18 protein-coding genes are annotated in these 14,535 nt (G+C 46.7%); 15 read left to right on the top strand and 3 right to left on the bottom strand.

Translation table 11 applies throughout. The annotated features are described in order from the left end of the window. Positions 1-14 precede the first annotated feature (14 nt). The 4 genes from MKY62_RS11455 to ypmT all read left to right on the top strand — a co-directional run bounded on the left by MKY62_RS11455 (position 15) and on the right by ypmT (position 2,306). Complete coding sequence (locus MKY62_RS11455; RefSeq protein ID WP_003182796.1) at positions 15-596, top strand: SCO family protein; 582 nt, start codon at positions 15-17, stop codon at positions 594-596. Positions 597-738: 142 nt separating this feature from the next. Next, positions 739-1,491, top strand: a complete 753-nt coding sequence (locus tag MKY62_RS11450) for an SGNH/GDSL hydrolase family protein (protein WP_003182794.1) — start codon at positions 739-741, stop codon at positions 1,489-1,491. 10 nt (positions 1,492-1,501) lie between these two features. Next, positions 1,502-2,074: a YpmS family protein gene (locus tag MKY62_RS11445; RefSeq protein WP_003182793.1), complete on the top strand. Its 573-nt coding sequence runs from the start codon at positions 1,502-1,504 to the stop codon at positions 2,072-2,074. A 31-nt stretch (positions 2,075-2,105) separates the two neighbouring features. Then, a complete protein-coding gene (gene ypmT, locus MKY62_RS11440; RefSeq protein ID WP_003182792.1) occupies positions 2,106-2,306 on the top strand; it encodes a protein YpmT in 201 nt (66 codons plus the stop codon). Positions 2,307-2,402: 96 nt separating this feature from the next. Here the strand turns inward: ypmT and MKY62_RS11435 are convergent, their stop codons facing one another. Then, entirely contained in the window at positions 2,403-3,107 is a 705-nt protein-coding gene (locus MKY62_RS11435) for a DUF4397 domain-containing protein (protein ID WP_003182790.1), read from the bottom strand. A 95-nt stretch (positions 3,108-3,202) separates the two neighbouring features. On the opposite strand from MKY62_RS11435, the gene MKY62_RS11430 reads away from it, so the two are divergent. Together MKY62_RS11430 and MKY62_RS11425 are read left to right on the top strand one after the other, a co-directional pair. After that, the gene (locus tag MKY62_RS11430) at positions 3,203-4,534 is read left to right on the top strand and encodes an MATE family efflux transporter (protein ID WP_003182788.1); all 1,332 of its coding nucleotides are present in this window, start codon (positions 3,203-3,205) and stop codon (positions 4,532-4,534) included. 133 nt (positions 4,535-4,667) lie between these two features. After that, the gene (locus MKY62_RS11425; protein ID WP_003182786.1) at positions 4,668-5,756 is read left to right on the top strand and encodes a diguanylate cyclase; all 1,089 of its coding nucleotides are present in this window, start codon (positions 4,668-4,670) and stop codon (positions 5,754-5,756) included. A gap of 60 nt (positions 5,757-5,816) precedes the next feature. On the opposite strand, the gene MKY62_RS11420 is transcribed toward MKY62_RS11425, so the two are convergent. Together MKY62_RS11420 and MKY62_RS11415 are read right to left on the bottom strand one after the other, a co-directional pair. Further along, positions 5,817-6,068 (bottom strand): hypothetical protein, encoded by a 252-nt coding sequence (locus MKY62_RS11420; RefSeq protein ID WP_003182784.1) that lies wholly within the window; start codon positions 6,066-6,068, stop codon positions 5,817-5,819. A 65-nt stretch (positions 6,069-6,133) separates the two neighbouring features. Further along, positions 6,134-6,568 (bottom strand): MarR family transcriptional regulator, encoded by a 435-nt coding sequence (locus MKY62_RS11415; RefSeq protein ID WP_003182782.1) that lies wholly within the window; start codon positions 6,566-6,568, stop codon positions 6,134-6,136. Between the two features lie 374 nt (positions 6,569-6,942). Here MKY62_RS11415 and msrA point away from each other — a divergent pair, with 374 nt between their 5' ends. The 9 genes from msrA (at position 6,943) to MKY62_RS11370 (ending at position 14,515) form a co-directional block, all read left to right on the top strand. Beyond that, on the top strand, positions 6,943-7,488 hold the full coding sequence (gene msrA, locus MKY62_RS11410; RefSeq protein ID WP_003182781.1) for a peptide-methionine (S)-S-oxide reductase MsrA: 546 nt from the start codon (positions 6,943-6,945) through the stop codon (positions 7,486-7,488). After that, complete coding sequence (msrB, locus tag MKY62_RS11405; RefSeq protein ID WP_003182780.1) at positions 7,475-7,930, top strand: peptide-methionine (R)-S-oxide reductase MsrB; 456 nt, start codon at positions 7,475-7,477, stop codon at positions 7,928-7,930. Before msrA ends, msrB begins: the two co-directional genes overlap by 14 nt. A gap of 117 nt (positions 7,931-8,047) precedes the next feature. After that, the gene (locus MKY62_RS11400) at positions 8,048-8,818 is read left to right on the top strand and encodes a GNAT family N-acetyltransferase (protein WP_009328051.1); all 771 of its coding nucleotides are present in this window, start codon (positions 8,048-8,050) and stop codon (positions 8,816-8,818) included. Between the two features lie 80 nt (positions 8,819-8,898). Next, positions 8,899-9,027, top strand: a complete 129-nt coding sequence (locus tag MKY62_RS11395) for a YjcZ family sporulation protein (protein ID WP_003182774.1) — start codon at positions 8,899-8,901, stop codon at positions 9,025-9,027. A gap of 139 nt (positions 9,028-9,166) precedes the next feature. Continuing rightward, positions 9,167-10,402, top strand: coding sequence for an MFS transporter (locus MKY62_RS11390; RefSeq protein ID WP_016886699.1), 1,236 nt, complete (start codon positions 9,167-9,169; stop codon positions 10,400-10,402). 166 nt (positions 10,403-10,568) lie between these two features. Then, entirely contained in the window at positions 10,569-11,909 is a 1,341-nt protein-coding gene (locus tag MKY62_RS11385; RefSeq protein ID WP_003182770.1) for an aspartate aminotransferase family protein, read from the top strand. Next, a complete protein-coding gene (locus MKY62_RS11380; protein WP_003182769.1) occupies positions 11,906-12,598 on the top strand; it encodes a CoA transferase subunit A in 693 nt (230 codons plus the stop codon). Before MKY62_RS11385 ends, MKY62_RS11380 begins: the two co-directional genes overlap by 4 nt. Further along, positions 12,580-13,233: a 3-oxoacid CoA-transferase subunit B gene (locus MKY62_RS11375; RefSeq protein WP_003182767.1), complete on the top strand. Its 654-nt coding sequence runs from the start codon at positions 12,580-12,582 to the stop codon at positions 13,231-13,233. The genes MKY62_RS11380 and MKY62_RS11375 overlap by 19 nt, the downstream gene beginning before the upstream one ends. Before the next feature lie 13 nt (positions 13,234-13,246). Further along, entirely contained in the window at positions 13,247-14,515 is a 1,269-nt protein-coding gene (locus tag MKY62_RS11370) for a peptidase (protein ID WP_003182765.1), read from the top strand. The last annotated feature ends 20 nt before the right edge of the window (positions 14,516-14,535 follow it).

The following is a 14,535-nucleotide window of genomic DNA, read 5'->3' as shown; positions in this document are numbered from 1 at the left end:
AGGGGATGGAAGGATTGAAAAACGTTTTTGGCATTTTCCTTGCAGGTATTCTCACAGTGTTTCTTTCGTCCTGCGGAACTAGCAAGATTGATAATCCTTTGAACTATGATGTACAGTCTTTTTCTTTTCAAAATCAAGACGGGAAAGCGGTGACTCTTGAAAGTTTAAAAGGCCAGGTGTGGGTGGCTGACTTTATATTTACGAACTGTGAAACGATCTGTCCGCCGATGACTTCACATATGGCTGAACTGCAAAAACAAATGGAAGAGGAAAACCTGCAGGCCCGCATCGTCTCATTCAGCGTTGATCCCGAAAATGATACGCCTGAAAAATTGAAGAAATTTGCGGCCAACTACCCGCTCAGTTTTCAAAATTGGGACTTTTTAACCGGATACTCGCAGGAAGAAATCGAAAAGTTTGCGCTGAAAAGCTTTAAATCAATCGTGAAAAAACCTGAAGATGAGGATCAGGTGATTCACCAATCGTCATTTTATCTAGTCGATCAAAACGGCAAAGTCGTCAAGGATTATGACGGTGCAAGAAATACGCCGTACGATGAAATCATCGCCGATATTAAGACGCTGGAAAACCGTTGATAAAAACGGGCGACCTGCCGCTAAAGCCTGTTTCCTGAACACCGGAAAACAGGCTTTTTTTTACATCGGCCAAATGATTTTCAAAAGAATCAAAACATGGTACACTTTTTTTTAGGTTATCAAGAAGGAAGGGGCATCATTATTGAACATACGTTTTATTACAGTCATGATGGCCCTCGTCTGTCTGCTTTCAGCCTGTACGGAGTGGAATGCGGGCGTTGAAAAAACATCGGTCTCCCCTAAGCGCGATATCGTGATTGCAGCGGTGGGCGATTCTCTGACAGAGGGGGTAGGCGATCAAGAAAAGAAAGGCTATGTCGGCATGGTGGCCGATGAGCTTGAAAGCCGGAGCGATGTGAAGTCCGTAACGGTCAAAAATTATGCCGTTAAAGGCTCCCGGACTGATCAGCTGCTTGAAAGATTAAAAGACAAAGAAGTACAAGAGGGCCTGAAAGATGCAGACTACATTTTGTTTACAATCGGGGGCAACGACCTGATGAAAGTCGTCCGCCAAAACTTCGCGCACTTAACGCTCACACCTTTCCGTGCTGAACAAAAACTGTTTGAAAAGCGGTTTTCGAATATTTTAGCGGAAATCAGAGAGCAAAACGCCAGCGCTGAATTGATTTATGTCAGCATGTATAATCCGTTTAAGTTTACGCTGTCTGAACTGCGGGAAGTTGACCAAGTCGTAGACGAATGGAATGAAGGCGCGGAAAAAAGGCTGAAGAAGGTCTCCAACACGAAAATGGCGGATATCGCTGATATTTTTGAGGAATACAGCGATGAAAAGAAGATTGCAGAAGACGAGTTTCATCCTAATCAATACGGGTATTCTTTAATAGCGAAACGCGTTTACGAACAAATTAAAAACGAAGACCTCCCAGCAGAATAAGGTGAAAAAAATGAAGAAATGGAAGAGCTTATTTTTAATTTTAGCAGCAGTCAACGTCATGATACTTGCCGGGATTTTCATTCTCATTTCCCTGCCCGGCGGACAAAAGGAGCCGCCGCGTCCGACTCCGAGCGAATATCAATTGAACGTGACGAGCACGAAAGATTCATTGGCCGCATTCATCAACACGTACTTGGAAAAGGAGTCTTCGCCTGATCTTGACTATCAAATCGAAATCGATGATGAATTCCATATCGTCGGTGCGATCCGCGCCTTTTCCTCGACAGTCGATGCGAGGGTGTCCTTTCGGCCGACGGTGGAAAAAAACGGAGACGTGGTCCTTGACGTGACGAGATTTTCGATCGGCAAGTTGAATGTTCCGATATCGATGGTGCTCAACTACATGGATCAATTTTATGACCTTCCTGATTTTGTACACGTTCGTTCAGACGCTAAAGAAATTCAAGTTCGTCTGTCAGAGATGCCGCTTAAAAACGGAATGTATGTGAAAGCAAAAGACATTGATTTAGAAAAAGATCAAATCGAATTTGTTTATTACAAGCCTGCACAAACAGATTCATAAATCGTGCAGCGGGGTTTACAGGGGTGAACATATGGAACGTATCTACACATATTTCAGCTTGTTGTCTATGTTGTTTTCACTGTACTTCGGCGGTCTCGCCGCCTTCAGTTTCGTTGATGAAAACATGGACAAGATGTATTTGAACATCGGGTATTGTGCGTTGTTTTTAAGCATTATGATTTTTACTCTTGATGCAAAAAAACACAAAAAAACTGACCATCACAATCAATAATTGCCGGCAAAATCCTAAAACATGAGATCGTTTTAGGATTTTGTTGTCCCTGCATTCAGCAGACTGTAAAAGAGACATCGGGTCTCTTTTTTTTCGCTATGAAGGCGGAGCTTTGACGGGAAACGGCGCCGCTTTTATTTCGAGAGAAGGAGAGCCGTTGACGAAACCGAGGCCATACAACGTTGTGGATTCGCCGGCATGAAGCGTGATCCTCGGGGCCTTCAGCAGGACTGCTGTTGAACCGGCCCCCCTCAGCTCGACGTCCATTTTCTGTGAACGCACCGGGATGTACCGGGTAACAGATTGAAAGGGGACGCCGGAAAACAGGACAGGTCCGTTTTGCACTGCAAAGTCAAGAGCGGGAGAGTCCGGCGAGAGATGGACGCATCGAATGCTGCGGCTTTCCGGATCAGCCGCAGGCTGGTCATACATTCCGACGGGAACGAGCTTTGCGGCTGTGCCTGTGACAGCAACCGTGCAGTACCGGCCGTGGATCAGGTGATACTGTACCGTAAGCAGGGGACCGTTCGCCCAGCCTCTTCGAAAAACGTCGATTTGAATACGGCCGGCAGGAAACCGGACATAAGAAGATAAATCTGTATAGGAGACGTTTCGAAAAACGGATATCCCGTTTACGAAAACGTCGAGATTGTCGGTATGAGGAGCCGCGTGGAGCAGTCTGATCATCACTGCTTTTCCGCTGTTTCGAAAATAAAAGGGCGCCTCGGCAGGCAGAACATCATAGCGGCTCCCCTGGAAGCCTTCCGCCATATAACGGGCATTATGAACTGCAGAGAACATCTTGTCACGCCCCTTTGCATGCTTTCTGACATCATATGAGGCTGCGAAGCCATCGGTCACATGTGATCAAGACGACAGATGAAAAGGAGAAAACAATGAAAACGGACTTTACATACGGAAATGTATTTAAACAGCTGGTCTATTTTTCCGGACCGATCATTTTAGCCAATCTTTTGCAGATTTCATTCCAATTCGTCGACAGCTTGTGGGTCGGAAATCTGCTCGGAGCAAAAGCTCTTGGTGCTGCGGCCGTCTCAGGAACGGTTTTCTTTACGGTGCTGTCGTTCGTATTGGGCGTCAACAATGCGGCGCTGACGATTCTTGCGCAGCAAAAAGGAAAAGGGGATAAAAAGGGACTGGCATCATATGTAAACGCGTTTGTCGTTCTGATGACGGCGATGAGCGTATTGCTCGGGGTTATCGGCTATTTTTTCACAGAGCCTTTGCTCTCGCTACTTCAAACGCCTGGCAATATGATGGATTTGGCCGTAAGCTATTTGAGGATTCATTTTATCGGGATTATATTTTTATTCGGCTATAATTTCATCAGTACAGTATTAAGAGCGGTCGGCGACAGTCAAACACCTTTGCGTTTCGTCCTGTTGGCCGTCATCCTGAACCTGTTCATGGATCCGCTGTTTATCTCGGTATTCAACCTCGGAATTGCCGGAGCGGCCTATGCAACCGTCGTGTCCCAAGGGATTGCTTTTATTTACGGAGTGGTCTATACGGTGAGAAAGCAGCTTGTTCCATTTTCAAAGCCGGCGCTTCCATCGCTGGCAGAGACGTCCGTCATTTTGAAGCTCGGAGTGCCTGCCGGCTTGCAAATGATGGTGATTTCAGGCGGCTCGATGGCGATTATGAGCGTTGTCAATTCATTTGGAGAAAGCGTCGTGTCAGGGTTTGGCGCGGTACAGCGGCTTGACAGCCTGCTGATTCTCCCAGCGATGGCCATCGGCACGGCTGTCAACAGTATGGCTGGCCAAACCTTCGGAAGCGGCGACATGGAGCGTACGAAAAAAATCGCCAACTACGGCGTCATTTATGTCCTGCTGTTTATGGCTGCCGTCAGCACCGCGATATTTCTGACAGGCTATCACGCGGTCAGGCTGTTTATATCGGAAGCCGATTCAGCCGCATTCGGGGAAGAGTATTTAAAAACGATTGCTTTTTTCTATCCGTTTATCGGAATTAACTTTGTGTTGAACGGTGTTGTAAGGGCAGCCGGAGCGATGTTTCAAATTTTGGTGCTGAACGTGATTTCTTTTTGGGCTTTGCGCTATCCGTTTACATATCTATTTTCAAAGTGGCTTGGCGAGAACGGCATAGCGCTGGGCATCGGAATGAGCTTTATGCTGAGCAGCCTGACCGCCTTTTTATATTACCGCTACGGGAAGTGGAAGCACCTCGTTCTATTTGAAAAATGAAAGCAAGCTCCTCCGGCAAGCCTCGGAAACCAGATCCCGCCGGGCGTCTGAAGAAAGGAACAAAAATGCTTTTAACGTCTTAATAATTGACGATATATACAATATAAAATGAGTTTGGCGCTGGGGGCTTGTCATGTTTTTAATCGATTTATTTTTGAATTTGTGCATTTTAATTACTTCGCTCTTTATTTACACTCAGCTAAAGTGGAATATTTTTTCCCGAAAAGCTACAAACAAACAACTTGATTGGATTGACGGCATTCTTGGCGGGGTGCTCGGAAATGTGCTTATGTTCTTTTCGATCCAGGCAACCGATGAGACGATCGTCGACTTGCGTTATGTCCCCGTCATGATTTTGTTTTTATTTACGGGCGCCTTTCCGGCCTTTATCTGTTCTCTGCTGATTATAGGAGGAAGGTTTGTTTACGGGACGAATACATCCTCGATTGCAGCGCTTATAGGTATGATCGTGATATTCGCAGGATATTATCTCATTCTTCGGATCATGGATAAAGACGCCGGCACTTATCGAAAGACATTTGCATTAGTTATTTTTGCCAATGTGGCGATTTCAATTGTGATCTTGATGATCCTTCATGATTTCTTCTTAATGAAAATGTTATTGACGTGGTTCTGGATTTTATCTACTATCGGCGGCTTTACGTCAGTATACATCGTCTCATATTTAAGAAAATCTCATTTTCTGTTAAAAAAGTATGAAGAGGAATCGTCGATTGATTATTTAACGGGATTGAATAATGTCCGGCAATTTGATGCGATATGGAATGCTCATATTTCAAACGCAAAAGAGAAGAACGAGAAACTGTCTTTGCTTTTGATCGATATCGATTATTTCAAAACGATTAATGATACGTACGGACATTCAAATGGAGATGCGATTTTAAAAGAATTAGGAACGATTTTAAAAAAGTCTGCCCGATCGGAAGATATCGTATCAAGAAACGGCGGAGAAGAGTTTTCGGTCATATTGCCGAACTGTTCCCATTCGCAGGCTGCAGAGATTGCTGAGAGGGTGCGCAAGGAAGTGGAGACACACACTTTTTTCATTTCTCATTCAAAAAAGATTCATATTACGGTTTCGATTGGAGTTGCGGCATTTCCGGAGGTGATTCACAGTACGGGAGAGCTGATTGAAAAAGCCGATCAATGTTTGTACAGGGCTAAACACCTTGGGAGAAACAGAGTGTGCACCTCCGTTTGAACTCGCATTCAGCTGAATGAAAAAGGATAGATGAAACGAGGTTCATCTATCCTGTCTTTTTTATGTTCGTTTATCGAATTCAGCAAGTTTGATAAAAGTCTTCTCATCCTCAATTAATCCGCACGCGCCGCACTGCACTTTTATGGCAGGGCCGCTGTACGGCAGGTGAAAAGGCGAAAGCTCGTCATCTGAATACGTTTCCACTATTTCCCCTGTTGCCGGATCAATCTTAACGGATGTCGGGGACTGTTCGATTAAGTTGAACCGTGTTCGGTTTGTTTTGCAGTTTGGACAAAGGTAAGGAGCAGTCATAGGTCAGTACACCTCTTTTTTATTTTAAGGTGCACGGATTCAGGCCAATTTATGTAAAGTCCGGATTAGCGCTGTTCCCGTTTTTTGTCCAATTTGCTGAACAGTTCAATCAGCGTTTTCAGCTCTTCATCACTGTAGCTGCTGAACCGCTTGAAATAATATTCCGTTTTCTTTTCTTCGAAATATCTGATAATTTCTTTTCCTGCGTCTGTCAGATGGATTTTGATGATCCGTCTGTCTTCTTTTGACCGGACTCTCGTGATCCAGCCTTTTTCAACCAATGCATCGGTTACAGCTGTGATATGGCTTGCTGAAACGCCTAAAATCGTTGCAAACTCCGTGACTTTCTTTGGACCTTGCTCGCTCAGCAGGCGGAGAATCATGAATTCATTGCGGGACATCTCTTTTTCGAGCAGCTCATTTATCTCATCACGTATCTGTTTAAATACTGTGCGAAGCAGTGCTTCCATATCATACATCATTTGTTCTCTAACTTTCAAAATTTCGCCCCTCCATATAATTAGCAAATTTCAGCTTTGTTTAAAAAGGAATGACCGAATCAGCATGATTATCATTTTTCATGAACATGATATCACTATGATACCATAATTTTTGCTTTTCAAGTGTATGTTTCAGAAGATTTTTAGTTCATTTGACCATCAATTGAACAACGGTCTATGGCAATTATATATGAATACAGCTGTTTCTTAGAATATGCCGATGGCAATGACATATTATTGTCATAATTTTCTTTTTAGCCAGCGGCTGATGAATGTGTTAAAAGTTGTTTCCTGTGAGCGGGAGCGGGCTTAAAAATGAGCATGCTGTGATATAATGGTTCCCAACAAGTGTTGAAGAGAAGGAGGCAGAACAGATGGCTGAAAAACGCGAACTCGCCACATTTGCCGGAGGCTGCTTTTGGTGTATGGTCAAGCCTTTTGACGAACAGCCGGGCATTCTAAAAGTCGAATCCGGCTATACCGGCGGCCATACGGAAAATCCGACCTATGAAGAGGTGTGCAGCAATACAACGGGACATAGGGAAGCGGTGCAAATCACATTTGATCCCGATGTCTTTCCATACGAAAAACTGCTGGAACTCTACTGGCAGCAAATCGATCCCACTGACAGCGGAGGACAATTCGCAGACCGCGGAGAGTCTTACCGGACAGCGATTTTTTACCATAATGACAAGCAGCGGAAACTCGCTGAAGAATCGAAGAAAAAGCTCGGAGAAAGCGGCATCTTTAAAGATCCAATCGCGACCGACATTCTGGAGGCCGGGCCATTTTATCCGGCTGAGGAGTATCACCAGGACTATCATAAAAAGCACCCTGAACGCTACACACAGTATCGGATCGGAAGCGGAAGGGAAGGATTTTTACAACAGCATTGGGGGCGAAAGCATGACGAACAATAAAGAAGAACGGCTGAAACAGCTGACCCGGATGCAATATGAAGTAACGCAGAAAAACGGGACGGAGCCTCCATTCCAAAACGAGTACTGGGACCTGCATGAAGACGGGATCTATGTCGATATCGTTTCAGGGAAGCCGCTGTTTTCATCGCTTGACAAATTTGACGCACACTGCGGCTGGCCAAGCTTCACAAAACCGGTCGATGCCGGAGAAATCGAAGAAAAGCTGGACACTTCACACGGCATGATTCGGACTGAGGTGAGAAGCAAGTCTGCCGATTCCCATCTTGGACACGTGTTTCCGGACGGACCCGGACCGGACGGCCTGCGCTATTGCATCAATTCAGCCGCCCTCCGGTTTGTGCCGAAGGACGACCTTGAGAAAGAAGGATACGGCGAATATGTCAAACTGTTTGAACGCAAGAAATCCGGAGAGGAAAGCTGAGGAGAGCAGCATGCAAGATGATCCTTTTTTCAAAGGGTCATCTTTTTTTAGAGGATTTTCTGCTCTGAAAGCGAAAAAACATTACAATAGATCATCTTGAGAAAAGAGGCAGCCGTTGTGACATCCATTTCAAACACAGAAGACCGTTATTTAATGCTGACATGCAGCAAAAAAATTGAATCCCATTATCATATATACACAGATGAGGAGATCCCGCAGATGTTTTCCTCTCATTTTCTGCAGCTGCAGGACGATTTTCCGCTGACAGAGCTGTACTCCCTGCTCGTTCGGACACCCGAAATTTTAAAACGAAATTATGTTCATGTGAAAAGCTCTTATAAGCGGGATCTGCCTTTTACGATGAAAAAGTCGCTCTTTGATCTTGGCTATATTCTTGATGAAGAATTGTTTTATTCCATCAGGCTTGCAGATTGGAAAGGAGATTCCCCTGGTGTACGGGCAGAGTGGGGGACGGAGAAATCGCTCATTGACGGCTGCCGCATGATGCAGGCTTATGATACATTGTCTATCAATGAAGCGTTTGCGAAGGAAAAGCTGCTGCGCAAGTATCCTTTTTATGAGGAAGGCATCATTCAGCTGTGTGTCTGCTACTCGGAAGAAGGCGAACCGATTGGATGTGCTGAGCTTTATCTCGATCACGACGAAAACGTTGCTAAAATCGAAGAAGTCGCCATTTTGGAGCCATACCAGCGGAAAGGCTATGGATCGGGCCTTATCAAGCAGATGCTCACCGCCGCCAAACAATCGGGCATGGAATCGTGCTATCTTGTAACTTCGGGAAGCGATCAGGTGAAAACGTTTTATGAAAAGCTGGGCTTTCAGCAGAAGGAAAAGCTCACGACAATATTTAAATATTTGTTCGTATAAAGTAGGCAGGTGCACATACCAATTGGGACTTGGCCTGCATAGGCTGGGGTGTAGACTTTATACGAAAGGATGATAAGCCTGTGCATTACTCCCATTATTGCTGTCCTACTGGAGGATACGGCTACGGGTTTCACGGAAGAAACACATTTGTACTCATCGTTGTCCTCTTTATTTTGCTCATCATTGTCGGTGCGGCTTTCATTTGCTAGCTAAAAGCCCGACGCCCGGCGCTTGACATGCTCACAAAGCCTTCCATCCGGAAGGTTTTTTTTGTTTTTGTTGTAAAATTTTGCATTCGTATGTAATATGGTCATGAGGTGAAAATATCGGACAAACGGGGGAGAAACTTTGAAATATGCTTGGGTCATAAAAGGGGACTTTTTCAGACTGTGGTCTGGAACTTTTTTATCGCTCTTTAGTTCGATTCTTTTCTATTATTCATTGGTATGGTGGTCCTTATCTGAAACCGGGAGCGCCCTTTCGGGAAGCGTCGTGATCGGCATCGGGCTGACTGTCTCGATTTTGGTATCGCCGTTTACAGGCTGGCTGTCCGACAGGTTTCACAGGGGAAAGCTCATTGCGGCTTCGGATATGATCATTTCAGCTGTATTTTTAATGATCGGATTTTTGGCGCTGTCAGGCATGAATTCGGTTTTTTTGCTGGCCGCTTCAAGGGTGATCGTATCGGCATGTTTGACCGCAATCGAACCCGCTGCAAGATCGCTCTTGCCAGATACATTGAGAAAAGAACAAATTGAAAAAGGAATCGCATTTCAAGAAGTGCTCACACAGCTCATCCAAGTGATTGTTCCGCTTGTCACAGGGGTTCTGTTTTCCTTTTTGCATTTTGGCTGGTTATGGGTGCTGTGCGGAAGCCTTTCCTTCTTGTCGATCTTTTTGGAGTGGAGAATCAAAGATGAAAGGGGCAGCCAAAAGCGTATTCCTTTTACCAATAAACAATTGTTCAGCGGTTTTACAAGCTTGTATCAAAATAAGCCGCTCAAGTATTTGTTGTATGGGACGAGCATACAGCAGCTTGTATTCAGCGGTTTTCCGATATATATCGTCATTTGGACTTCGCTGCTTTTAAAAGATCAGGCCTGGCTGGGCGGCGCTTTCCAATCATTTTGGGCGTGCGGGACGCTGTGTGCGGCGCTTTTCTTGTCCTTTATCGCAAAACCGGAGCACGCAAAAGCAGCTGTGCCTGCTTTAATGCTGATTTTCGGCCTGCTTTTGTCTCCTCTCGGCTGGATTGATCATGTCGTGCTGGGCGCTGTGATTTTGATCGTCATCGGAATGATCAGCGGCGTCGTCAACATCTATATTGAAGGTTACTTGCAAAGGGTAACGGAAGGTGAAAATAGAGGCAGATCGCTGGGCGCTTTCTTTGCGGTCAACAGCTCTTTTATGCCGCTCGGCTATGCTGCCGCAGGGATGTTGTCGGAGGCCGTCAGTCCGGAATATTTATTCCTCATCGTCGCACTGCCCGCGCCGTTCGCTGCGTTTTCAATGATGAGATCATTTTATTTATGGGAAAAACAGACGAAGGAAACGGTCGCTTTGCAGGATGAAACGTCAATATAAACCAGCGCGCCCTGAAAAAAAGGAAGGACATGTCCTTCCTTTTTTTGTTTGCGAAAACGGCGTTTGCTCCGAAATCAACCATTTCCGCGTGAAAAGAGAATGCCGCCTTTTCCCGACTCATATAATGTAAAGAAAAACCTCTCATTGGGGAAGGGGGGATGTTTTCATGTCGTTTTTGATTAAGCCGGATCTGCACGCAAGCTATCCGGTCGTTCAGTATGCAAAAGGAAGCTGGATTGTCGACCATTCCGGAAAGCGTTACCTTGACGGTTGTTCGGGGGCTGTTACCTGCAATCTCGGGCACGGTGTCCAAGAAGTGATTGAGCCTCTCAAAGAGCAGCTTGATGCTGTTTCATTCGTCTACCGTTCGCAGTTTACAAGTGAGCCGGCCGAACAGCTTGCCGAACTCCTGGCTGAATGGCTGCCGGGTGATCTGAATTGGTCTTTCTTTGTCAACAGCGGATCGGAAGCAGTTGAAACCGCCATGAAAATCGCCGTTCAATACTGGCAGGAAAAAGGACAAAACGACAAAACGATTTTCCTTTCAAGATGGAACAGCTATCACGGAATTACAAATGGAGCCCTGTCGCTGTCGGGATTTTATGAGCGCCGCTACAGGTTTACGCACATGCTGCACAAGTATCCCGCCGCTTCAGCGCCAAACTGCTACAGATGCCGGCTTTCTCATCCTGAATGCCAGGAAGCGTGCGTGAAAGAAATCGAGCTCGCCGTTAAAAGGATCGGAAAGCAATTCATCGCGGGCTTCGTTGCCGAACCCGTTATTGGGGCTGCTGGAGCAGCTATTACGGCACCTGCTGGCTATTATAAAAAAGTAAAAGAAATATGCGAAGATAATGAAATTCTCTTTATCGCGGATGAAGTCATGAGCGGGATCGGCCGAACCGGCCGGATGCTGGCGATTGAACATTGGGGTGTGACTCCGGATATTGCCGTACTCGGCAAGGGGCTGAGCGCAGGCTATTCACCGATTGCCGCAGCGGTCATGTCCGACGGCATGATGGAAACGGTCAAAAACGGCTCAGGGGCCATCATGAGCGGGCATACGTACAGCGCAAACCCCTTTTCAGCCCGTGCTGCGCTCGCCGTTCTCCGCTACATCCTGAAGCACGATCTTGTCAAACAAGCCGAGATAAAAGGGGAAAAGCTGAAAAGAATGCTGAAAGAAGTTATGAAACAGTCGAGCATTATTGGCGACGTTAGGGGCAAGGGACTTCTTCTCGGGATTGAATTTGTCGCCGATCAAAAAAGCAAAAAGACATTTCCTTCTTCAATGCCGGTGTCGGCTCTCGTCATTTCCGAAGCGAAAAAAAGAGGACTGCTTCTTTATCCGTCCCAGGCGGGTATTGACGGCGGCGGGGGAGATGCGGTCATCATTGCGCCGCCTCTTACGATATCGGACAAAGAAATGGAAGAGCTCATTGAAATATTTAAACATGCCGTATATGAGATTGAAAAACAAGCGGAAAAGGTGATGCGCGAAAGATGACGATGCCGAACAAACGTATTGCTGTTGAAGATGCCATTGCCGATTTGAAAGACGAAGCGACCGTCATGTTTGGCGGATTTGGGGGAGTCGGTTCACCGCCTTCTTTCATCCGGGCGATTTTGAAAAAAGGCGTAAAAAATTTAACGGTCATATGCAATGATGCAGGATTTCCCGGCATCGGGATCGGCCCATTAATCGTCAATAACCGCGTAAGGCGGCTGATCGCTTCTCATATCGGTTCAAATCCCGTTGCGGGAAAACAAATGACCGACGGTTTTCTCGCCGTTGAATTTTCTCCGCAAGGTACGCTGGCCGAACGAATTCGTGCGGGCGGCACAGGTCTTGGCGGCATTTTGACCGATATCGGGATCGATAATGACATGGTGCGCCAAGGAAAGAATATCGTTTCATTAAACGGACGCGCATACCTTGCCGAGGAAGCCTTGAGTGCGGAATACGCTTTCATTTATGGAAAAACCGCCGATGAATTCGGCAATATCATCTACGACAAAACGGCTCGCAACATGAACCCGCTTATGGCGATGGCTGCTGATCGGACATTTGCCGAGGTCGAGCGGATCGTTCCCATTGGAGAGCTCGATGAAGAAGAAATTGTAACACCCGGTGTTTTTGTCGAAGGTGTAGCTGAAACGGAAGGGGTGAACTGGAAATGGGTTTGGGAGTCATAGAGCGGGAGAGAATCGCGAAACGGGCGGCCCGCGAAATCAAAAGCGGAATGATTGTCAATCTGGGCATTGGCATTCCGTCTTTAGTTCCCAACTTTTTAGACCCGGGCACTTCCGTAATGATCCAATCTGAAAACGGGCTTCTCGGCATCGGCGGATCGCCTGAAAAAGGAAAGGAAGATGAGAATCTTTGCAATGCGGCAGGCTGGCCTGTCACCGTAGTAAAAGGCGCTTCTTATTTTGATTCAGCTCTGTCGTTCGGCATGATCAGAAAGGGTGCGATTGATGTCACCATTCTTGGTTCTCTGCAGGTCAGCCAGTCAGGAGATCTGGCCAACTGGATCGTCCCAGGCAAAAAGGTTCCTGGAATGGGAGGGGCGATGGAGCTTGCCCAAAAGGCGAAAAAAGTCATTGTCGTGATGAGCCATACCGATAAAAACGGTGCACCCAAACTTGTCGCTGACTGTACTCTGCCGCTGACAGCAAAAGGCTGCGTCGACATGGTAATTACAGAAAAAGCCGTGATCACCATTGACAGCGGCGGTTTTGTATTACAAGAGCTGATGAATGAAGAGGATCTTGATGATGTGCTGCGGCTGACGGAGGGAAAGATCCGGATCGACGGGCCGCTTTCGTAAGAGGAGGAATTGGATGGAGAACATAGAGAGAAAAGTGTGCGATTGGATCGATTCGCATGAGCAAAAAGCGATTCGCCTTTTGAAAAAACTCGTCGGAGAAAAAAGCACGATGGGCCGAGAATTTAACGCCCAGGCCGTCGTCCTGGAGAAATTGAGGCAATTCGAAGCTGAAATCGATGTCTGGGAGCCAAGCATAAAGCAGTTGGAACAGCATCCGCTGTTTAAATCAGACAGAACAAGCTTTAAAGAAAGCCCGAATATTGCGGCTGTTAAAAAAGGAAAGGGCGGCGGGAAATCGCTGATCTTAAACGGACACATCGATGTCGTGCCTGAAGGAAACAGAAAAGACTGGGAGACGGAGCCTTTTCAGCCGGTTGTGAAGCAGGGGCGGATATACGGCCGAGGCACAACTGACATGAAAGGCGGCAATACCGCTCTTTTAATCGCGATGGAAGCGCTGGAGCAATGCGGGGTTCAACTAAAAGGAGACCTTATTTTTCAAAGTGTCGTAGACGAGGAGTGTGGCGGAGCCGGGACGCTTGCGGCCGTAATGAGGGGCTACAAAGCGGACGGCGCTTTGATTCCCGAGCCGACAAATATGAAAATGTTTATTAAACAGCAGGGCTCAATGTGGTTCAGAATCACGGTCAAAGGACTTTCTGCGCACGGCGGCACAAGATATGAAGGCGTCAGCGCCATCGAAAAAAGCATGCTTGTCATTCAATCGCTCCGCCAGCTTGAACAGGTCAGGAATAAGAGAATAACAGATTCTTTGTATGACAATATCCCGATTCCGGTCCCGATCAACATCGGCACGATCAACGGAGGCGCCTGGCCTTCGTCGGTTGCCGACACGGTGACACTGGAAGGAAGGTGCGGAATCGCTCCGAACGAATCCCCTGAAGCCGTCCAGTCCGAGCTTGAAAACTGGCTCAACGATCTTCAGTACCATGATGAATGGTTTAAGCACTATCCTGTTGATATAGAATGGTTCGGCGCCATGTGGCTTCCTAACGATTTGGCTGAAGACCATGAACTGACGAAAGTGCTGAAATCCGCCTATCAAACCATCACGGCAGAGGCTCCGCTCATCGAAGCTTCCCCGTGGGCGACAGACGGCGGAATATTGTCGCACGCCGGAGGCACCCCTGTCATCGTCTTCGGGCCGGGAGAAACGAAAATGGCCCACCAGGCAAACGAATACATTGAAAAAGACGCCCTGATCCAGTCAGCCAAGATCATCAGCCTGTTTATTATGAATTGGTGTGATTATGAAAGGTGAAAAGATCAGCCGTTTCGGAG

Source organism: Bacillus sp. FSL R7-0646 (genome assembly GCF_037969865.1).
In the GTDB taxonomy this organism is placed as follows: Bacteria; Bacillota; Bacilli; order Bacillales; family Bacillaceae; genus Bacillus; species Bacillus licheniformis.
Note: the sequence above shows the minus strand (reverse complement) of the source record. Positions and strands in the feature narration are given on the sequence as shown.